At 66.3% G+C, this 20,506-nt stretch carries 19 protein-coding genes; 11 read left to right on the forward strand and 8 right to left on the reverse strand.

What is annotated here, in order from left to right:
- From RFN28_RS25270 to RFN28_RS25280, 3 genes are read right to left on the reverse strand one after another with little or no spacing between them, the layout of a single operon-like run.
- Positions 1-1,281, reverse strand: coding sequence for an ABC transporter permease (locus RFN28_RS25270; protein WP_320289900.1), 1,281 nt, complete (start codon positions 1,279-1,281; stop codon positions 1-3).
- An 8-nt stretch (positions 1,282-1,289) separates the two neighbouring features.
- Positions 1,290-2,339: an ABC transporter substrate-binding protein gene (locus RFN28_RS25275; protein WP_320289901.1), complete on the reverse strand. Its 1,050-nt coding sequence runs from the start codon at positions 2,337-2,339 to the stop codon at positions 1,290-1,292.
- Complete coding sequence (locus RFN28_RS25280) at positions 2,336-3,517, reverse strand: ABC transporter ATP-binding protein (protein WP_320289902.1); 1,182 nt, start codon at positions 3,515-3,517, stop codon at positions 2,336-2,338. Before RFN28_RS25280 ends, RFN28_RS25275 begins: the two co-directional genes overlap by 4 nt.
- A gap of 297 nt (positions 3,518-3,814) precedes the next feature.
- Between RFN28_RS25280 and RFN28_RS25285 the strand changes: the two genes are divergently transcribed.
- On the forward strand, positions 3,815-5,203 hold the full coding sequence (locus RFN28_RS25285) for an aminotransferase-like domain-containing protein (RefSeq protein WP_320289903.1): 1,389 nt from the start codon (positions 3,815-3,817) through the stop codon (positions 5,201-5,203).
- Positions 5,204-5,206: 3 nt separating this feature from the next.
- Positions 5,207-6,472 carry an NAD(P)/FAD-dependent oxidoreductase gene (locus tag RFN28_RS25290; RefSeq protein WP_320289904.1) on the forward strand — a complete coding sequence of 422 codons (1,266 nt, stop codon included), beginning with the start codon at positions 5,207-5,209 and terminating at the stop codon, positions 6,470-6,472.
- Positions 6,473-6,536: 64 nt separating this feature from the next.
- On the opposite strand, the gene RFN28_RS25295 is transcribed toward RFN28_RS25290, so the two are convergent.
- On the reverse strand, positions 6,537-6,953 hold the full coding sequence (locus RFN28_RS25295; RefSeq protein ID WP_320289905.1) for a VOC family protein: 417 nt from the start codon (positions 6,951-6,953) through the stop codon (positions 6,537-6,539).
- Between the two features lie 192 nt (positions 6,954-7,145).
- Between RFN28_RS25295 and RFN28_RS25300 the strand changes: the two genes are divergently transcribed.
- The 6 genes from RFN28_RS25300 (at position 7,146) to lpxK (ending at position 12,804) form a co-directional block, all read left to right on the forward strand.
- Positions 7,146-8,489, forward strand: coding sequence for a TldD/PmbA family protein (locus RFN28_RS25300; RefSeq protein ID WP_320289906.1), 1,344 nt, complete (start codon positions 7,146-7,148; stop codon positions 8,487-8,489).
- 1 nt (position 8,490) lies between these two features.
- A complete protein-coding gene (locus RFN28_RS25305) occupies positions 8,491-9,285 on the forward strand; it encodes a 3'(2'),5'-bisphosphate nucleotidase CysQ (protein ID WP_430678833.1) in 795 nt (264 codons plus the stop codon).
- A 75-nt stretch (positions 9,286-9,360) separates the two neighbouring features.
- Positions 9,361-9,606, forward strand: a complete 246-nt coding sequence (locus RFN28_RS25310; RefSeq protein WP_320289908.1) for a DUF4170 domain-containing protein — start codon at positions 9,361-9,363, stop codon at positions 9,604-9,606.
- Between the two features lie 5 nt (positions 9,607-9,611).
- On the forward strand, positions 9,612-10,388 hold the full coding sequence (locus RFN28_RS25315; protein ID WP_320289909.1) for a lysophospholipid acyltransferase family protein: 777 nt from the start codon (positions 9,612-9,614) through the stop codon (positions 10,386-10,388).
- Entirely contained in the window at positions 10,385-11,701 is a 1,317-nt protein-coding gene (gene waaA / locus RFN28_RS25320; protein WP_320289910.1) for a lipid IV(A) 3-deoxy-D-manno-octulosonic acid transferase, read from the forward strand. The genes RFN28_RS25315 and waaA overlap by 4 nt, the downstream gene beginning before the upstream one ends.
- A gap of 74 nt (positions 11,702-11,775) precedes the next feature.
- Positions 11,776-12,804 (forward strand): tetraacyldisaccharide 4'-kinase, encoded by a 1,029-nt coding sequence (gene lpxK / locus RFN28_RS25325; RefSeq protein WP_320289911.1) that lies wholly within the window; start codon positions 11,776-11,778, stop codon positions 12,802-12,804.
- Between the two features lie 13 nt (positions 12,805-12,817).
- On the opposite strand, the gene RFN28_RS25330 is transcribed toward lpxK, so the two are convergent.
- Positions 12,818-13,051 (reverse strand): DUF2093 domain-containing protein, encoded by a 234-nt coding sequence (locus tag RFN28_RS25330; protein WP_320289912.1) that lies wholly within the window; start codon positions 13,049-13,051, stop codon positions 12,818-12,820.
- Positions 13,052-13,164: 113 nt separating this feature from the next.
- Here RFN28_RS25330 and RFN28_RS25335 point away from each other — a divergent pair, with 113 nt between their 5' ends.
- Positions 13,165-13,755, forward strand: a complete 591-nt coding sequence (locus tag RFN28_RS25335) for a hypothetical protein (RefSeq protein ID WP_320289913.1) — start codon at positions 13,165-13,167, stop codon at positions 13,753-13,755.
- A 10-nt stretch (positions 13,756-13,765) separates the two neighbouring features.
- Here the strand turns inward: RFN28_RS25335 and RFN28_RS25340 are convergent, their stop codons facing one another.
- Positions 13,766-14,692: a LysR substrate-binding domain-containing protein gene (locus RFN28_RS25340; protein ID WP_320289914.1), complete on the reverse strand. Its 927-nt coding sequence runs from the start codon at positions 14,690-14,692 to the stop codon at positions 13,766-13,768.
- A 90-nt stretch (positions 14,693-14,782) separates the two neighbouring features.
- Here RFN28_RS25340 and RFN28_RS25345 point away from each other — a divergent pair, with 90 nt between their 5' ends.
- Complete coding sequence (locus tag RFN28_RS25345; RefSeq protein ID WP_320289915.1) at positions 14,783-15,676, forward strand: DMT family transporter; 894 nt, start codon at positions 14,783-14,785, stop codon at positions 15,674-15,676.
- 196 nt (positions 15,677-15,872) lie between these two features.
- On the opposite strand, the gene mutL is transcribed toward RFN28_RS25345, so the two are convergent.
- Together mutL and RFN28_RS25355 are read right to left on the reverse strand one after the other, a co-directional pair.
- Positions 15,873-17,738, reverse strand: coding sequence for a DNA mismatch repair endonuclease MutL (gene mutL / locus RFN28_RS25350; RefSeq protein ID WP_320289916.1), 1,866 nt, complete (start codon positions 17,736-17,738; stop codon positions 15,873-15,875).
- Between the two features lie 45 nt (positions 17,739-17,783).
- A complete protein-coding gene (locus RFN28_RS25355; protein WP_320289917.1) occupies positions 17,784-18,686 on the reverse strand; it encodes a LysR substrate-binding domain-containing protein in 903 nt (300 codons plus the stop codon).
- A gap of 91 nt (positions 18,687-18,777) precedes the next feature.
- Between RFN28_RS25355 and RFN28_RS25360 the strand changes: the two genes are divergently transcribed.
- Positions 18,778-20,328, forward strand: coding sequence for a trimethylamine methyltransferase family protein (locus RFN28_RS25360; RefSeq protein ID WP_320289918.1), 1,551 nt, complete (start codon positions 18,778-18,780; stop codon positions 20,326-20,328).
- Positions 20,329-20,506: the final 178 nt, after the last annotated feature.

Consider the following 20,506-nt stretch of genomic DNA (forward strand, 5'->3'; position numbering starts at 1 on the left):
CTACACCAGCTTCAGGCGGTCGAGGCCGAGGATCCGGGCGAAGATGCCGAACAGCGCCAGCGTGAAGACCAGCAATATGAAGCTCAGCGCCGCCGCCATTTCCCAGTTCAGCTCGACATTAACGTAGTTGGCGATGAAATTGCTGATCAATTGGTCGCTCGCGCCACCGATCAGCGCCGGCGTGATGTAGTAGCCGAGGCAGAGAATGAAGGTGAGCAGGCATCCGGCCATCACGCCAGGGAAGACCTGCGGAATGTAGACGCGGCGGAAGGCGGTGAAGGGCCTGGCGCCGAGCGAGTAGGCGGCCTTCATCTGCGAGGGCGGGATGGTGCGCATGACGCTGTAGATTGGCAGCAGCGTGAACGGCAGCTGGATATGCGTCATGGCGATGATCAGCCCCATGCGGCTGTACATCAGGTCGAGCCGGTCGCTGGCGACGCCGAGCCAAAGCAGCAGGTCGTTGACCAGCCCGAATTTCTGCAGGAGCACCGTCCAGGCGGCAGTGCGCACCAGGATCGATGTCCAGAACGGGAGGAGCACGGCGACGATCAGGATGGCGGCGAGCCCCTTCGGTACATTGGCGATGAGATAGGCGAGCGGGAAGCCGAGAAGCAGCGTGGCGAGCGTCACCGCCGCCGCGACGAAGAAGGTGCGCGCGAACACCTGGACGAAGATCGCCTGTTCGGGCGGCACACGCTCGATGCCGCCGTCGGCATTCCAGCGCAGGTCCAGTGCGCTGAGCAGATAGAAGGAGGTAAAGCTCCTGGTGCCGTTACGGAGCGCCGGCCATGTCGACGGCGCCGACCAGAAGGGCATGGATTTAATGGCCGCGAGCGGCGGCTGGCCGCCGCCGTCTTCCAGCTTTCGCACGGTCTTCAGCAGTTGGCTGCGCGCGCCCGGCAGGCGGGCGTTCAGGCTCTTGGCCAGCTCATAGGCCGTGCCCTTGGCCTGATTTTCCTTGAGATCCGCGGCGAGCGCGGTGAAGGCATCGTCGCTTGGCAGGCCCTGGCCGTTCCAGCCGGCGAGTGCCACAGCGGTCCGCGGCAAGGCGTCGGCAATGGTCGGATCGTAGACGGCGCGCGAGAGCAGCAGCACGATCGGAATGCCGAAGCTCAGCGCCAAAAGTATGAGCAGAGGAGCCGCCAAGAGCAGCGAGCGCAGCCGGTCGCCGAATTCGGCGCGGCGCAGCGCCGCCGACACGGATTTGAGTTCCGCGTCGGCGGCTGACCGGTCGCGGGCCAGCGTCGGCCGGTCGAGTTCGCTGGGTTGGAGCGCCGACATCCAGGGTCCTACTGGGCAAGCCAGGCGTTGAAGCGCTTGACGAGATCTTCGCCGTAGTCGCCCCAGAACTCGGTGTCGGCGACAAGATAGGCGCCCTTGAGATGGTCCGGAGCGTTGGGCAGCTTCGGCAGCGCGTCCGCTGCCACGAAGGATGCCGCGTCCGTGCGCACCGGCCCGTAGGTGATGTAGCTGGCGAGCTTGGCGTTATTCTCGGGCTTGCTGATATAGGCGAGGTACTTGTAGGCAAGCTCCGGATTGCGCGCGCCCTTCGGAATGCTGATCATGTCGTATTCGAGGATCTGGTTGTTCCAGATGATCTTGAACGGCTTCTTGTCGTTGTCGATGGCGTTCTGGATGCGGCCGTTCCAGGCGGTGGTCATCACCACTTCCTTGGAGGCGAGCAGCTGCGCCGGCTGCGCGCCGGCATCCCACCAGACGATGTCCTTCTTGATCGTGTCCAGCTTCTTGAAGGCACGGTCGACTCCTTCCGGCGTGGCAAGCACCTTGTAGACGTCGGCCGGCGCCACGCCGTCCGCCATCAGCGCCCATTCGAGGTTCTGCGCCGGGAACTTGCGCATGGCGCGCTTGCCGGGGAACTTCGTCGTATCGAACAGATCGAGGACCGAGGTCGGCGCCTCCTTGAGCACGGTCGGGTCATAGGCGAGGATATCGCCGTAAGCGTCGAGCCCGACACCGCAATCGAGCGCCGAGCCCTGGATGAACTTGTCGCGCGGCGCAATCTTGGAGTAGTCGAGCCGTTCGAGGATGCCTGCGTCGCAGCCTTGCAGCACGGTCGCCGTCTCCACCGTCACCAGGTCGATCGGCACGTTGCCGGTCTCGACCATGGCTTTGACCTTGCCGAGATCGCCGAGATATTCCTGCTCGAGGATCTTGGCGCCGGTCTCGTTGCTGAACGGCTCGAACCACGCCTTGCGCTGCGCGTCCTGCCAGGCGCCGCCGCTCGCCATGATGGAGAGTTCGTCGGCAAACGCGTGGCCGACCGTCATGCAGGCGGTGGCGGCCGCGAGCGCGATGAGATGTTTCCTCAGATATTTCATGTCGTCTTCCCCTGTTCTGGAGTGGCGCCGCCCGTTCCGGCATCAGCCGGAAAGGCGCGGCAATCGTTGGGCGCGCAGGAGACCGTCACCGGCTCGCCGTTTGCCATGGTCGCTTCGGGGCCGACCTTCACGGTCAGCACCTGGTCGTTGGCGAGCCTGGCCAGAAGGCGCAGGTGGTCGCCGAGATAGATGCGCCCGTCGACGGTTGCGGGGAGCGCGTTGCCGCCTGCGGGCGCGGGCGTCAGGTTCAACCGCTCGGGCCGGATAGCGACATGGCAGGCGCTGCCTGGCGTGACACCGATGGCCAAAGCGGTGATCTCGCCGCCGCCGTTCAGGCGGACGCGGCATTCCCCGCCCGAGACGCGATCGACCACGCCTACCAGCGTGTTGTTCTCGCCGATAAAGCTCGCCACGAACGAGCTTTGCGGCGTGTTGTAGAGATCGTCGGGCGAGCCGAGCTGGGCTATTGCGCCCTGGTTGAAGACCGCGACGCGGTCGGACATCGTCAGTGCTTCGCTCTGGTCGTGCGTGACATAGACGATCGTGACGCCGAGCATGGTGTGCAGCTGCTTGATCTCGAGCTGCATGTGCTCTCGCAGTTTCTTGTCGAGCGCTCCGAGCGGCTCATCCATCAGCACCAGGCTCGGCTGGAAAACCAGCGCGCGGGCAAGCGCCACGCGCTGCTGCTGGCCGCCGGAAAGCTGCGTCGGCCGGCGGTCGCCGAATTGCTGGAGCCGCACCATGTCGAGCGCACGCGCCACACGGGCTGCGATGTCGGCCTTGCTCACCTGGCGGACGGAGAGCGGGAAGGCGACGTTCTCCTCGACCGTCATGTGTGGAAACAGCGCGTAGTTCTGGAACACCATGCCGATGTTGCGCTGGTAAGGTGGCAGGCGGTCGACCGGCTGGCCTTCCAGCGTGATCGTGCCATGCGTTGGCCGCTCGAAGCCCGCGAGCATGTTGAGCGTCGTCGTCTTGCCGGAGCCGGAGGGGCCGAGTAGCGTCAGGAACTCACCGCGCGCGACGTTGAGGTTCATCCGGGTCACGGCGAAGGTGCGCCCGTCATAGGATTTCTCGACGTCGGTGAACTCGACGAATCCGTGGCCGGCGGCACTGGCCAGCGCGGCTAGCGAGACCATGGCCGGGGTGGCCGGCATTGCGGCCTGGCCGGCGCTCATTGTCCGCAATCCTGGATGCGGCTGATCGATTCGAGCAGCGGTTTGCGATCCATGCCTCGTCCTCCCGGGAACCAGCCTGCCGTTCGGCAGGTCGTCCGACTTGTACGGTCACACAATTAACCTGAAATCGACCATAGATGCGGACAACTTTGCCCGTCAAGGGAATTTTTGCAGAGTTGTGTGATTATTTTGACCCGTCATCTTGCGGGTATATGTCAGACAAGCTCTATTGTGCGAGGCAATGTCTTATGCTAGATGCCCCACAAGTTGAGACGTCAGCCCAAGTTCGGATCCCGTATGCTCCAAGATCTTCGCCTCACGGAGGATGAAAGTCCGGTCTACCGCCGTCTTGCCGACGCGATCGCCGAACGCATCGCCGCCGGCACGCTCGCGGTGGGCGACCGGCTGCCGCCGCAGCGCGAGATTGCGCGGGCACTGGGCATCAACGTTACGACGGTGACGCGCGCGCTCTCGACCCTGCAGGAGCAGGGCCTGCTCGAGGCAAGGCCCGGGCGCGGCACCACGGTCGCCGCCCGTGACGCGGTTGAGCGGCCTGGCTTCGCGTCGGCGCCGAGCGACCAGAGCGGCATCATCGATCTTTCGGTCAACCGCCCGCCCACCACCGCCTATCTTGACGCGGTCGCGACGCTTCTGCCGCGCCTATCAAAGGATCGGCACTATGCCGCTCTGCAGGACTACCACCCGCCGGAGGGGCCGCTTTGGGGACGCGCGGCGATAGCCGACTGGCTGAAATCCGTCGCCGGCGATGGCGATCCGGGCCGCGTCGTGCTGGCCGCCGGCGCCCAGCATGGGCTGGATTGCATTCTTGGCGCCGTCACCAGGCATGGCGAGGTCGTGCTTGCCGACGAGGTGACATACCAGGGCATCAACGCGCTCTGCCGCGTGCATGGACTCGACTTGCGGGGCGTCGCCATGGATCGCGGCGGCATGCGTCCCGACGCCTTCGAAGCCGCCTGCGCGCAACTGCGTCCGCGCGCGGTTTTCCTCGTGCCGACGCTGCACAATCCGACGACTATCACACTGAGCGAGGAGCGCCGGCACCAACTCGCCGCTGTCGCCCGGCGCCACAACGTGCTGATCATCGAGGACGACGTCTACCGTCCGCTCGCCGACGATCCGCCGCCGTCTTTCGCCAGCCTTGAGCCTGAGCTGACGATCTATCTCGGCGCGTTGTCGAAATGCCTGGCGCCTGGCCTGCGCCTCGGCTTCGTCATCGCGCCGCGCCCGATCGCCGGCCAGATCGCGGCGGCGCTGCGCATCAATTGTTGGAGCATCGGCCCGCTGACGGCGCTGATCGGCGCAAGGCTGATCGAGGAGGGGGCGGCAGCCCGCATCATCGAGATCCAGAAGCAGGAGCTGCGCCAGCGCCAGGCTATCTTGAGCGAGATCCTGGGACGCTTCGACGTCCAGAGCCACCCGACCTCGACGCATGCCTGGTTGCGCCTGCCTGAGCCATGGCGCGGCGCCGGCTTCGCCCGCACCTGCCTGGAGCGCGGTGTCGCCGTGCTGCCGGGCGACGCCTTTGCCGTCGGGCGCGAACCGGTGCAGCACGGCGTGCGGATCAATGTGGGCGCGGCGCGTTCGCAGGACGACCTCCGCACCGCGCTCACCACGATGGCCGAGCTGCTTGCGGCCGGTCATCTGCAACTCCCGGGCTTCGTCTAGACCATGACACCCGGATCCGCGGCGGGAGCGGCGCCGAAAACCGCCGAAATCGCCATTGTCGGCGCCGGCGTCGTCGGCCTCGCGACGGCATTGCGCCTTGCCGGCGAAGGCCGCGAGGTGCTGCTCATCGACCCCAATGAACCGGGCTCCGGCGCCTCGTTCGGCAATGCCGGAACGATCGCCGAATACGCCTGCATGCCGGTCGGCAATCCAGGGGTCCTGCGCGCGCTGCCGAAGCTGCTCCTCGATCCCGACAGTCCATTCGCGCTGCGCTGGGCGGCACTCTTCCAGCTCGCGCCATGGCTGGTTCGCTTCGTCCGGCAATCTCTTCCGGCGGCCACCCGCGCGAACGCAATGGCGCTCGCCGGACTCCTTGCTGAGGCTTTGCCGGCCTGGGAGGAGATGGCGGCGGAGGCTGGCCTCGCCGACCTGCTGCGCCGCAATGGCTGCCTTTATATCTATCGGCATGAAGGCGATTTCGCCGCCGCGGCCGCCGGACGGGCCATGCGTGACAAGCTTGGCGTCCACCAGGAAGTCCTGACTGCAGAGCAGGTGGCCGCGCTGGAGCCGCGACTGGCGAAGGCCGAGGCCCAGGGCCTCCTTTTCCCGGATTCGATCAATGTCAGCGACCCCAAGACTGTGATGCAGCGGCTGGCTGCGGTCGCGTCAGCCCGTGGCATCCAGATGCTGCGAGCAACCGCGACCGGTCTCGCGGCAGATGCCGTCGGCGTCCGACTAAGCGGCCCCGGTTTTTCCGCCGTCGCGCGAACGGTGGTGATCGCGGCCGGCGCCCGGTCGCGACCGCTGGCCGCGCAGGCCGGCGATAGGATCCCGCTGGACACCGAGCGCGGCTATCATCTGGAATTTCCGACCGCCGCGCCTTTGCTCAACCGGCCAGTATGCCCGGTCGACCTCGGCTTCTACATGACGCCTATGGAGGGCAGACTGCGAGTTGCCGGCACCGTCGAGCTCGGCGGACTTACTGCACCTCCCAGCCCGCGCCGGCTGGCGCTGCTCGATCGCGGTGTGCGGCAGTTCTTTCCTGAACTCGGCCGCCCGTCATCCGAATGGCTGGGCTTCCGGCCGTCGCTGCCCGATTCGCGTCCGGTTATCGGCCGGTCCTGCCACAGCCCCGGCGTCATCCATGCCTTCGGCCATGGCCATCTCGGGCTGACCCTGGCGCCGATCACCGCGCGGCTGGTTGCCGACGTGATCGCCGGACGCGGCGATCAAACGCGTGCGGCGCCCTTTGCAGCGGACCGGTTCTGATCGGGTAATTCTTGTTCTATGCAATCCCGGACGGAAAACGCTAGACAGTTTCCCGGAGTTGCTCTCAGTGCGCGAATACCTGCTCCAGCGAGCGGAACCCCTTGAATTCCAAGGCATTGCCTGAGGGATCGCGGATGAACAGCGTCGCCTGTTCGCCGGGCTCGCCCTTGAAGCGCACCATCGGCCGCTCCAGCCAGTCTATATCGGAGCGGGCTTCCAGCCGCGCGGCGAGCCGCTCCCATTCGTCCATCAGGAGCACCGCGCCGAAATGCGGGATCGGCACCGCGACGCCGTCGACCTTGCCGTCGCGGGCCGCGTCAGTCATCTGCGGCCGCAAATGCGCCGACATCTGATGGCCATAGAGGTCGAAGTCGACCCAGGTGGCGGATGAGCGGCCGATCGCGCAGCCCAGCACCTCGCCATAGAAAGCGCGGGTTTCGTCGAGATCACGGACCGGGAAGGCGAGGTGGAAAGGCGTCATGCGCAAGCTCCGAACAGGCAATTGTGCCGCAAGCGGCCGTTCCGGCGCCTTTGGGCGATTTGGTCGCGGCATCCTGATTGGCCTTCGCCCATTGCACAAGCGCCAGTGGAACAATAGATGGTGCGACAGCATCCATGGATGGTGCGGCAGCGTCTGCTCTCCAGGACGGCTCGAACAAACAGGACAACCCGCATGACCGACACGCTCGACGCAGCGAAACTGACCGACCGCGTCGCGGCGCTCGTCGAGGCGGCCAAGCGCGCCGGCGCCGACGCTGCCGACGCGGTCGCCGTGCGTGGCCGTTCGACCGGCGTGTCGGTGCGGCTTGGCAAGGTCGAGGGCACCGAATCGTCGGAGAGCGAGGATGTCTCGCTGCGCGTCTTCGTCGGCCAGCGGGTGGCGAGCGTTTCGGCGACCGCCGCTTCCGACCCGAAGGCGCTCGCCGAGCGCGCCGTCGCCATGGCGAAGGTCTCGCCCGAGGATCCCTATCAGGGGCTCGCCGATCCGGCGCTGCTTGCCCGCAATCTGCGCGATCTCGACCTTTTCGATCCGACCGAGGTCTCGGCCGATCAGCTGAAGGAAGCGGCGCTTGCCGCCGAAGCGGCGGCGCTTGCCGTCAAAGGCGTCACCAATTCTTCCGGCAGCAATGCCAGCGCCGGCCTTGGCGGCCTGGTGCTCGCCACCTCGCATGGCTTCCTCGGCCAGTACGTCGCCTCGCGCTTCTCGCGCTCGACCAGCGTCATTGCCGGCGAAGGCACGGCGATGGAGCGCGACTATGAGTTTTCGTCCCGCCAGCATTTCGCTGATCTCGACGCGCCGGAAGACATCGGCCGCAAGGCCGGCGAACGCGCCGTGCGTCGGCTTGGCGCCCGCAAGGCGGCGACCGGCCCGGTCGATGTCGTGTGCGATCCGCGTGTGGCGCGCGGCATTGCCGGCCATCTCGCTGGCGCCATCAACGGCGCAGCGGTTGCGCGCAAGACGAGTTTTTTGCGCGACATGATGGGCAAGCAGGTGGCCTCAGGCGCGATCACCGTCACCGATGAGCCGTTGCGCCGTCGCGGCCAGGCATCGCGCCCCTTCGATGGCGAAGGCGTCGAAGGCGATAAGCTCTTGATGGTCGAGAAGGGGGTTCTCAACCACTGGTTCCTGTCGACCTCGGCCGCGCGCGAGCTCGGCCTTACCACCAACGGGCGCGGCTCGCGCAGCGGCTCTTCCGTTTCGCCGTCTTCGACCAACCTCGCCATCGAGCCCGGCGAGCGCACGCCGGAGGAGATCATCGGCGCGCTGAAGCGCGGCTTCTACGTCACCGAGGTTTTCGGCCAGGGCGTCGACATGGTGACCGGCGAGTACAGCCGCGGCGCATCCGGCTTCTGGATCGAGAACGGCGCGCTTGCCTATCCGGTGGCCGAGGTGACCATCGCCTCCAATTTGAAGACCATGTTTCTCAACATGGTGCCGGCGAGCGACCTCGACCGCAATTTCGGCACCGCCGCGCCGACGCTCCTGATCGAGGGGATGACCCTTGCCGGCGCCTGACATGGTCATCTCAGCCGGGGCTTACGAAGACCTCGCTCTGTTGCGCGACGCCGCCCGTGAGGCCGGCGCGATCGCCATGCGCTACTTCGGCAACAACCCGCAGGTTTGGATGAAGGGCGGCACCTCGCCGGTGAGCGAAGCCGACCATGCCGCCGACGCCTATCTGCGCGACACCTTGCTCAGGGCGCGGCCCGATTATGGCTGGCTGTCGGAGGAGACCGCCGATGATCATGCCAGGCTGTCGGCGCGCCGCACCTTCGTGGTCGACCCGATCGACGGCACGCGCGGCTTTCTCGACGGCCTGCATTCCTGGTGCGTCAGCGTCGCCGTGGTCGAGGAAGGCCGCTCGCTAGCCGGCGTGCTCGAATGCCCGGCCAAGCGCGAGACCTACTGGGCGCTGCCGGGCGAGGGCGCTTTCCTCAACGGCGAGCGCATCCAGGTGCGCAGGCAGGGCGAGACAGTCGATATCGGTGGGCCGAAGCCGCTGGTCGACCGCATGCCCGAGACCTGGCAGGGCCGGATGCGCCGCATCGCCTATATCCCTTCGCTGGCCTACCGGCTGGCAATGATCGCCAGCGGCAGGATCGACGCGACCTTCGTCAAGCCCAACGCGCATGACTGGGACATCGCCGCCGCCGACCTTATCCTCACTGAGGCCGGCGGCGCTTTGCTCGACCGCAGCGGCAAGCCGCCGCGCTATGCCGGCGAGGTGATCAACCATGGCGCACTTGCCGCCGGCAGCGGCGAACTGCTCGGCGTCCTTGCCGGTGTCATCGCCGAAGCTGACGAAGGGTGAGCCTGTCCACGGTTCCAAAACCGGCGGCTTTGGTCTAGACCATTCACAAAACTCATGAATCTGCGAAGGATCGGCATGGCCGTGGAAGACGGAAAGAAACAGCTTTTGCACCTGGTGTTCGGCGGCGAGCTGAAAAAGCTGGGTGGAACCGAGTTTCGTGATCTGGATGCGCTCGACATCGTCGGCATCTATCCCGACTATCAATCGGCGCACGCCGCATGGAAGGCGAAGGCGCAGGCCAGTGTCGACAATGCCCATATGCGTTATTTCGTCGTTCACCTGCACCGGTTGCTCGACCCGGAAGCGAAGGCAGCCGGTTGACATCGATGGAGCATGAAGCGGTGAAGGGGGCGACCAGGCGCGCCGCCAGGCATGGTGGGACGCGCACGTTGTGGCGCCGCATCCGCGAGCCGCTAGCGCAGTCGCGATTCGTCAAGAATTTCATCGCCAGCCTGTTCGCCTGGTTCGTGCGCCTGATTCGCATCACCAGCCCGCTGGTCAAAGGATCGACGCAGGTCGCCGGTGGCGCCCATGCGCATCTCGAACCCGGCATCATCGCGCTGTGGCACGGCCAGCATCTCCTGACGCCGGCCTTCTATCCCAAGGGCCGGCCGCTGGTCGCCATGGTCTCGCGCAGCGCCGATGCCGAGCTCAACGCGCTGATGCTGAACAGATTCGGCATCGAGGCGGTGCGCGGCTCGGGTGGCCGCGACAGTTCGAGGCATCTCGACAAAGGCGGCGCCAAGGCCTTGATCGCGCTCAAGAAATCGCTGGTCGCCGGCAAGAATGTCGCGATGATCGCCGACATTCCGCATGGCACGCCGCGCGACGCGGGGCTGGGCATCGTGCTGCTGGCCAGGCTGTCCGGCCGGCCGATCCTGCCTTCGGCCATCGCCACCAGCCGCCGCAAGGTGCTGGAAAAGAGCTGGGACAAGACCACGATCAATCTGCCGTTCGGCCGCTCCGCGGTCGTCGTCGGAACGCCCGTCTTCGTGCCGGCCAACGCCGACGACGCCGAGATGGAGCGCAAGCGCCAGGAGGTCACGGCCTCGCTCAACGCCGCGACGGCCGAGGCTTATCGCCTCGTGGACGGCGCCAAATGAGCGAGCGCTGGGCGCGGGCGGCCCTCACAGCCTATCGTTACGCGGGGGCTGTCGCCTATCCACTGATCGGACCTTATGTCGCCTGGCGCGCCTCGCGCGGCAAGGAAGACCGGGTCCGCCGCCGCGAGCGTTACGGCGTCGCCGGCCGGGCTCGTCCCGAAGGGCCGATCATCTGGATCCATGCCGCGAGCGTCGGCGAGACGATCGCTGTCGTGCCGCTGGTGGAATCGATCCTCGATTACGGCGTCAACGTCGTGCTGACGACCGGGACGGTCACGTCGGCCAAAGTCGCGGACGAGCGGCTCGGCAGCCGCATCATCCACCAGTATGTGCCCCTCGACCTCAAGCCCGCGGTCAGCCGTTTCCTCGACCACTGGCGGCCGGAACTGGCCATCATCGCCGAATCGGAGATCTGGCCGATGACCATCCTGGAGCTCGGCGCCCGCAATGTGCCGCAGGTCTTGGTCAACGGACGCCTGTCGGACCGCTCCTTCCGGTCGTGGAAAAAGCGTGCCAGCGTCGCCGAGGCGCTGTTCGAGAACCTTGCCCATGTCGTTGCCCAGTCGGATGTCGATGGCGAGCGATTCCGCGTCCTTGGCGCCCGGCCGGTCACCGTCTCCGGCAATCTCAAGGTCGACACCAACCCGCCGCCGGCCGACGAGCGCGCGCTGGCGACGCTGCAGCGCCAGATCGGCGCGCGTCCGACCTGGGCGGCGATCTCAACCCATGACGGCGAGGAGGTCGTCGCGGCGGAAGTTCATGCGACCTTGCACAGGCGCCACCATGGCCTGCTGACGATCGTCGTGCCGCGCCATCCCGACCGCGCCGACGCGCTTGCCGCGCAGATTTCCGGCATGGGGCTGACGGTCGCGCGCCGCAGCAAGGGCGAGCGCATCTCGCCCGATACCGACATCCTGCTCGGCGACACGATCGGTGAGATGGGGCTCTATCTCAGGCTGACGGAGATCGCCTTCGTCGGGCGCTCGCTCACCTCGGAAGGCGGTCAGAATCCGCTCGAGCCGGCGATGCTCGACACGGCGGTGCTTGCCGGCCGCAACGTGCAGAATTTCCGCGAGGCCTATCAGCGCCTGCTTGACCGCGGCGGCGCCAAGCTGGTGCGCGACCGCGATATGCTGGCCGGCGCCGTCAATTTCCTACTGACCAACGAAGCGGCGCGCCACGAGATGATGGCGGCGGGCGCCGCGACCGTCGACGAAATGCGCGGCGCGCTTGCCCGAACGCTTAAGTCGCTCGAGCCCTATATCCAGCCGCTGGTCGTCAAGGCGCGCCTGAAAGGCGCCAATGGGCGCTAGCGCATGACCCCAAAAATCGGAACCGATTTTTGGAAAGGATCATGCGCAGGAACGGGGCGCAGGAGACAGGCGCTATGACCAGTGAAGCGCCCCCCTTCTGGTGGGAAAAGCCGGACTGGCGGGTACTGGCGTTGTCGCCGGCATCGGCGCTCTATGGCATGGTGGCGGGTCGCCGCATGCGGCACGCCCCGCGCGAGAAGGTCGCGGCACCTGTGCTCTGCGTCGGCAACCTCACCGTCGGCGGCAGCGGCAAGACACCGGTGGCCATCGCGCTGGCGAAACAGGCAAGGCTCATGCAGCTCAACCCCGGTTTCCTGTCGCGCGGCCACGGCGGCTCGTTCGCCAAGCCGCATGTCGTGGATGCCCATCATGACGCCGCCAAGCATGTCGGCGACGAGCCGCTGTTGCTTGCCGAACATGCGCCCGTCGCCGTGACGGCCAACCGCGCCGCCGGCGCGAAACTGTTGATGGAAGAGCATGGCTGCGACTTCCTGATCATGGATGACGGTTTCCAGTCGGCGCGCATCCATATCGACTATGCGCTGGTCGTGGTCGACGCGCGCTTCGGCATAGGCAACGGCCGCGTCATTCCGGGCGGGCCGCTGAGGGCCAAGGTGGTCGACCAGTTGGTCTTCACCAGCGGCTTGCTGAAGATGGGCGAGGGGAGTGCCGCCGACACCGTGGTGCGCCAGGCGGCGCGCGCCGGCCGGCCGATCTTCCTCGCGCATGTCGAGCCCGCGAACCCGGCGCGCTTCGCTGGCGGCCGCTTCCTCGCCTTTGCCGGCATCGGTCATCCGGAAAAATTCTTCGACACGCTGCGCGGCGCCGGCGGCGAGGTCGCGCTGTCGCGCGCCTTTCCGGACCATCACTTCTACGCCGCGGACGAGCTCGCCGATCTGGCGACCCTTGCCAGGCGCGAGGGACTGCGCCTCGTCACCACCGCCAAGGACGCCGCGCGGCTCCGCCACGGCACGGCACCAGCCGGCTTCCTCGACCAGCTCGACGTGCTGGAGATCGACGCCGTGTTCGACATCGAGCACGTGCCGGAGCGAATCATCGGCGAGACGCTGGATGCCTGGCGGCTGCGGAAGATGCGGGGGTGACGAAGAAGAGGGTCTACCCCCGCTTGCGCAGCTCAGGGTGCATCTCGATCTCGCGCCGCAGCGACGCGGCCGCGTTCACGTAAGGCTCCTGCCGGGCCACGCTCCAGTATTTAAGCTCGTCCAGCGGAATGCTCTCGCCGGTCACGGCGCAGCGCACGAACGCGCCGGGGCTCGTCACCTGGAAGTCGCCGTCGAGATAGCGGATGCGCGCTTCCTTGCCGCCGGGGCCTTCAAAACGGTTCATCATGAAATTGCGCTTGGGTTCATGTGGGTTCAATCGCCACAAATCGTCGGCAAGGTCAAGCTTGACGCAATGCTCATATAGTATCGCTTGGCCCGCACTATGATTCCGGAGCCGGCATGGACATCAACCCGACCCGCCTGACGTCGCTGCTGAAAGAAGCGCTGACCCCGCAGCCGGTGCCGTCGGCCAAACCCGACCCGGCGACCGCCGCGCTGGTCAAAGCGCTCATCCAGCCGCCGGCGCCCTCGACGGTGCAGTCGGCGCAGTTCGCGGCGCAGACGTTCAACGGCTCGCTGGCCAAGCCGCCCGCCCAATCGTCGCAGCGGTTGTCTTCGGCCGAGATCGAGAATGCTTACAGAGCCATTATGGAATCGGAAGCCGGCACGGACGACGCCTCCGCAAGGGCCTCGGCACGCAGGCCGGCGGCCGATGCCGATCAGCCTGCGCGAGCCGTGACCCAGGCCCAGCCGCCGGTTGCCGACAACACGGCCAGGGTCGCGCCAACGCTGCCGGCATCTTCATTTTCCCCTACCATTGCTTCCGGGGTGTTGGTTGCGGCCAACGCCAATGCTCCGCCGCGCGGAGGCGCTCGCCCCGGCTATGCCCCGCGATCCGAACCCGGCCAGACGCCGCTCTGGATGATATCGATCGTGACGGCCATCGTCTCGGCCGCGACCACGACGATCGTGCTGTTGCTGCTTCGCTGACTCTGACGGCCTAATTGTCGTCCTGCAGGAACGCTTCCAGCTTTTCCGGCGCAAGTCCGGCCTGTTCGGCGATTCGCCTGGCGAGGTCCGCAGCGGCCGCGCGCGGGCGGCCGACTGGGCGATCGAGCCAATAGGACACCGGATTGAGCGCGACGCGCTCGTCGACGGCGACGATCCGTCCGGACTTGAGCTGGTCCTTGGTCAGCGGCGGCCGCGCCAATGCGATGCCCAGCCCATGCGCCGCCGCGTCGAGCACGAGATTATAGTCCTCGAAGCGCCGGTCCTGCGGGCGAGGGCGGTAGTCCATGTCCTGCGCCGCGAACCAGGCGCGCCAGCCCGACGCATCGGAATCGTTGATCAGCGGGAACTTGAGCAGCCGGGCCGGGTCGCCTTTGCCGATCTCCTTCGCCAGCTCCGGCGAGGCGATCGGGAAGATTTGTTCCTCGAAAAGCTGCACCGAGACGCGGCCCGGGATGCGGCCGCGCCCGCAACGCACCGAAAGGTCGATGCCTTCATCGGCGAGGTCTGCCTGGCGGTTGTCGACATCGAGCACGATGCGCAGCCGGGTGGGATTGTTTTCCAGCGCCGCCATGCGCGGCATCAGCCAGAGGCCGCTGACCGAAGGGATCGAAGCCAGTCGCACCACGGCGGTGCCGCGCGGTTCGACCCAGCGGTCGGAATTGACCGAGATCAGCGCGAAGGCCTCGGTGGTGCGAAGGTGCAGCCGGTTGCCTTCGTTGGTCAGCGTCACGCCGCGCGCATTGCGTTCGAACACTTTGAGGCCCAGCCAGCCTTCCAGCTTGGCGATCTGGCGGCTGACCGCGCCGTGGGTGAGGTTGAGTTTTTCGGCCGCCGCCGAGAAGCTTCCGGTGCGCGCCGCCGCGTCGAAGGCGCGCAAGGTTTCCAGCGGCAGCATCTGGTCCGAGCTGTGATCCATGCTCACAGCTGACCCTCGAATTGCTCGTTTGTCAATCGGCCGGCAATCGGGTCTTCTCGTCCCATGGCACTGGAGGACGAGGATACGGCAATGAGCGCTTATACCGGCACGTTGAATGAGACACAGCGCATGGACACCGCCGCCGCGATCGCGGTGGCGCTCACCGTGGCCGGCTGGGCCTCGGCCTTCCCGGCGATCCGCGCCGGCCTTGCTGCCTTCCAGCCGCTGGAACTGGGCGCGCTGCGCTTCGCCATCGCCGCCGTGCCGGCTGCGATCTTCCTCGCGGTCAAGCGCCCGGCGCTGCCAAGGGTCGACGAGATGTGGCGCTTCGCCTTCGGCGGCGCCATCTTCGTCGCGCTCTACACTGCCATGCTCAATTTCGGCGAGCTGACCGTCTCGGCGGGTGCTGCCGGCTTCATCATCAACGTCAGCCCGATCTTCACCGCCATCATGGCGATGGCGCTGCTCGGCGAGCGCTTTTCCGGCATGGCCTGGGTCGGCACGGCGATATCCTTCACCGGTATCGGCATCATCGCGGTAGCCGACGGGCACGGCCTGCATTTCAACGCCGGCGCGCTGCTGGTGCTGGGCTCGGCGCTTTGCTCGGCCGTCAACACCATCGTCCAGAAGCCGCTCTTTTCCCGCCACCATCCGCTGACCATCGCCGCCTCCAACATGGTGCTCGGCGCGCTCTGCCTGTCGCCCTTCCTGCCGGAAGCGTTCTCGCAGGCAGCGGTCGCCGATACCGCCGGTCTCGGCGCCGTCATCTATCTCGGCATCGTGCCCTCGATGATCGCCTATGCCGCCTGGGCGACCGCGCTCTCCCGTTTGCCTGCTGCGCGCGCCTCGAACTTCCTTTATCTCGTCTCGCCGACCTCCGCTTTGATCGGCTTCTTCTGGCTGGGCGAAGTGCCGAGCCTGCTCGGCATCCTCGGCGGCGCGCTGGCGCTGGGTGGCGTGATCGTGGTGAATTTGAAGCGGTAAGTCAGTGGGTTGAAGCCGTTTCTGTATTCAAGAAAAGAGCCGCTTCGAGCGGCTCTCTTCTTGCCCCCTCATCCGGCCGCTATGCGGCCAACTTCTCCGCCGGGGAGAAGAGGTTGGCGCCGGTGCTGAAAGTCTCCTTTCCCCGGTGGGGAGAGGTCAGCCGAGCGAAGCGGAGGCTGGGTGAGGGGCCTTTGGCTCACCTTCGCCCGAACAGCCTTTCGATGTCAGCCAGCTTGAGCTCGATATAGGTCGGGCGGCCGTGGTTGCAGGTGCCGGAGCCCGGCGTCACCTCCATCTGGCGCAGCAGCGCGTTCATCTCCTCGGCCTTGAGCAGGCGACCGGAGCGCACCGAGCCATGGCAGGCCATGGTGGCGGCGATCTTATCCAGCCGTCCTTTGAGCGTCTCGACCGTGTCGTTGTCGGCGATCTCGTCGGCAAGGTCGCGCACCAGCTGCTGCACATTGGTCTCGCCGAGCATCGACGGCGTCTCGCGCACCGCCACCGCGCCCGGCCCGAAGCGCTCAAGCCCTAGGCCGAATTTGGCCAGTGTCTGCGAATGTATTGCCAGCCGCTCGGCGTCCTCTTCCGGCAGGTCGACGATCTCGGGCAGGAGCAGCATCTGCGAGGGCACGGAGCGGGAATGCAGCGCGTTCTTCAGCGCCTCGTAGACCAGCCGCTCATGCGCGGCGTGCTGGTCGACGATGATAAGCGAATCCCTGGTCTGGGCGACGATGTAGTTCTCATGCACCTGCGCGCGCGCGGCGCCCAGCGCCATGCCGAGCAACGCCTCGGCCGGCTCAGCGGTGCCCGCTCGCGCGTCGGCGCTGGCCAGCGGTCCGGTTTCGAACGCTGCCTGCTCGTTCTCGGCAAACCCGTTTCGCGGCCGCGCTTCGCCCATGTCGAGCGGCCGCTGCGGCGAGCGTGCCGGGTCGAAGCCGCTGAAGCCGGACGCGCGATGGGCGACCTCGTAGCTGCGGTGTCCGTTGGCGGGGCCGGGATGCGCAAAGGGCGCTGCACCCGGCCGGAATGCCGCCATCATGCCGGCCGCGCCGGTGGTCGCCGCACGGACGCCGGCGCTGGCCAGCGCCTCGCGGATAGCGCCGACGATCAGCCCGCGCACCAGGCCGGGATCGCGGAAGCGCACATCGGCCTTGGCCGGATGGACATTGACGTCGACGGTCGCCGGATCGAGCGTCAGGAAAAGCACCGTCACCGCATGCCGGTCGCGCGGCAGCACATCGGCGAAGGCGCCGCGGATCGCGCCGGCGATCAGCTTGTCGCGCACCGGCCTGCCATTGATATAGGCATATTGCTGCAGCGCGTTGGCACGAGTGTAGGAGGGGATCGAGACGTGCCCGGCAAGATACACGCCGTCGCGCACGGCATCGATGGGAATCGCGTTGTCCGGAAAATCCTTGCCCATCACTTGCGCGACGCGGGCGAGCCGGCCTTCCGGCGTGTCGCCGGTCGCCGGCAATTCCAGCGTCGAGCGGTCGGAGCCGGCAAGCGTGAAGCGCACGGCGGGGAAGGCGATGGCGATGCGCTTTACCACATCGTTGATCGCCGAGCTTTCGGCGCGCTCGCCCTTCATGAATTTGAGCCGTGCAGGCGTTGCGAAGAAGAGGTCGCGCACCTCGACGGTGGTACCGCGGTTTGCCGCCGCCGGCTTTACATTGGAGACACGGCCACCCTCGATGCTGATCTCGACCGCACTGTCGCCACCGGCCGTACGGGAGCGGATCGAAAGCCGCGCTACAGAGCCGATCGAAGGCAGCGCCTCGCCGCGAAAACCCAACGAGCGGATATCGTGGATGTCGTCGGAGAGCTTTGAGGTGCAGTGGCGAGCGACCGCCAGCGCCAGTTCTTTTTCGGGAATCCCCGAGCCGTCGTCGGTGACGCGGATAAGGCTGAGCCCGCCGCCGGCGGTGACGATCTCGACTCTGCTTGCACCAGCGTCGAGCGCATTCTCGACCAGCTCCTTCACCACGCTCGCCGGACGCTCGATCACCTCGCCGGCCGCGATCTGGTTGATCATCGTTTCGGAAAGTTGGCGAATGGGCATGCGGCGATTATAGGCGGATTCGAACAACGTGGGGGAGGGGTTACTTCACGCCTGCGCCGCCAGCCAATCCCGCACCTTGCGCGCATTGTCGCTGAGGTCGCGGTTCTTCGGCCAGATGACGTAGAACGCCATGCCGGTTCTCATCACATGATCGGTCACCGGAACCAGCAGGCCCGATGCCACCAGCCGCTCGACCAGATGGCGCCAGCCGATCGCGATGCCTTGCCCCTCCATCACCGCCTGGATCACCAGCGCATAATCGTTGATGCGCAGGCCGCGTTCGGCGTTGCGCAGGCTGGTTCCGGCGGATGCGAACCATTCGTCCCAGTTTGCGGCCTCGCGGTACGGCTCCTCGAGATGGATGAGCCGGTGTGTGGCGAGTTCGGCGACGGTCTCCGGCCGGCCGAATCTCGCCAGATAGCTGGGGCCCGCGACCGGGAAGATCTCCTCGTCGGCGAGCGGCAGTGAATCATAGTCCGCCCAGTCCCTCGGATCCCCGCCGCGCACGGCGAGCGGAATCCCTTCCGCGATGATGTCGAGGTCGCGGTCGGCCGTCTGGATGCGCAGATCGATCCCGGGCAGTTCGTCACGGAACTGCTGCAGGCGCGGCATCATCCAGAACGAGCCGAAGGCGGTCGAGGCGGCAAGCGTCACATGGCCGCCGGTCGCCTGCAGGCGAAGGTCCTCGGCCGACTTGCGGATATGCGACAAACCCAGCGAGACATCGGCATGGAAGCGCTCGCCGGCCTCCGTCAGGACAACCTGGCGGTGGCGGCGCTGGAAGAGCTTGGCGCCGAGCTGTTCCTCCAGCCCGCGCACGGCATAGGAGACGGCCGCCTGGGTCATGCCGAGCTCGCGCCCGGCGGCGGTGAAGCTCGATAGCCGGCCTGCCGCCTCGAAGACGATCAGGCTGCCGGCCGAGGGCAGGAGGTGGCGCAGGCTTCGCATAAGCAGAGTTTATACAACAGATCAGGATTTTCCACCGTCACAGCCATATTTTGTCTCGCTAACTTGACCGGGCGGGAAGCAAGGAGGCTCTATGAACGCACCGGCCGCTGAAATGACTGAACCGACCCACCGACGCGGCGGCGGCCGGCTTGGACGCAAGGCGCTGAGAAGCGCGCCGATCGCATCCTTCCCGACGCTTGTCCGACAGATCCCCGCCTACGAGATCGTTCCCGACGAGGCGATCGAGCTGATCCACGAGGAGTCGCTCAAGATTCTCGAGGAGGTCGGCTGTGAATTCCGCGATGACGAGGCGATCGCCCTCTGGAAGGCGGCGGGCGCCGACGTTTCGGAGACCCGTGTTCGCATCGACCGCACGCTGCTGATGGAGCTCGTCTCGAAGGTTCCGCCGGAATTCACGCTCAATGCGCGCAACCCCGAGCGCACCGTCCGTGTCGGTGGCAAAAACTCGATCTTCGTGCCGATGTATGGCGCGCCCTATGTGCGTGACTTCGACAACAAGCGGCGCTACGGCACGCTCAACGACCTCAACAATTTCCACAAGCTCGCCTACATGGCGCCGGCGCTGCATTCGTCGAGCTCGATCATCTGCGAGCCGATGGAGATTCCGGTGCCGAAGCGGCACCTTCACATCATCCATTCGGCGCTGAAGCATTCCGACAAGCCGTTCATGGGCATCGTCACATCGAAGGAGCGCGCGGAAGACACGATGGCGATGGCTGGCATCGTCTTCGGCGAGGAGTTCGTGCGCGACAATTCCGTGCTGGTGTCGATCACCAACTGCAACTCGCCGCTGGTGTGGGACGCCACCATGCTGGATGCCATGAAGGTCTATGCGCGCCACAACCAGCCGCTGATCCTGGCGCCCTTCGCACTCTGCGGCGCCTCGACCTCGGCGTCGGCCGTCGGTGCGGTGGCGCAGGTCAATGCCGAGGCGCTTGCGGGCGTCGCCTTCACCCAGCTCATTCGTCCGGGCTCGCCGCAGATCTATGGCCAGTTCATGGTCACCGTCGACATGAAGACCGGCGCCCCGATGGGCGGCACGCCGGAGGCCGCGCAGATGATGTATCTGATGGGCGCGCTGGCGCGGAAGTACAAGCTGCCGTGGCGCACCTCCGGCTTCCATGTCGGCTCCAAGCTCAACGACGCCCAGGCCGGCTACGAGGCGAACATGCTGATGCATGCCGCCATTCTTGCCGGCGCCAACTACATCTGGCACTCGGCCGGCTGGCTCGAAGCGGGCCTTACCTGCGGCTATTCGAAATTCGCCACCGACTGCGAGCAGCTCGTCGGCTGGTACAAGTATGCCGGCGGCGTTCCCTTCGACGATTTCAAGGACGCTCTTGCCGCGATCCGCGAGGTCGGTCCGCAAGGCCATTTCCTTGGCACCCAGCACACGCTCGACCATTTCGACAAGGCCTTCTTCATGCCGACCATCATGGACTTTAATTCCTTCGAACAGTGGACAGCCGAAGGGGCGAAGGATCATGATACGCGTGGCCGCGAGAAAGCACGCGCCATGCTGGCCGACTATCAGGAGCCGAAGCTCGACGAAGGCATTGCCGAAGGTCTCAAGGATTTGATCGCCCGGCGCGAGGAAAAGCTGCCTGACAGCGTTAGTTGAGAGAAAACGGGCGAAGACCCGGAGAAGCCAATGGGAGAAGAAAATGACGATTTTCAAAAGCAACGGTGATCGTGTCCCCGCCGCCATCGAGGCGATGGCACAAGAAGCGCGCGAAGGCCGCATGGACCGGCGCGAATTCCTGGCTCTCGCCAGCGCCTTCGGTGCATCGACCGCGCTT

Origin of the sequence: Mesorhizobium album (genome assembly GCF_033977205.1) — a bacterium.
GTDB lineage: Bacteria > Pseudomonadota > Alphaproteobacteria > Rhizobiales > Rhizobiaceae > Mesorhizobium > Mesorhizobium album.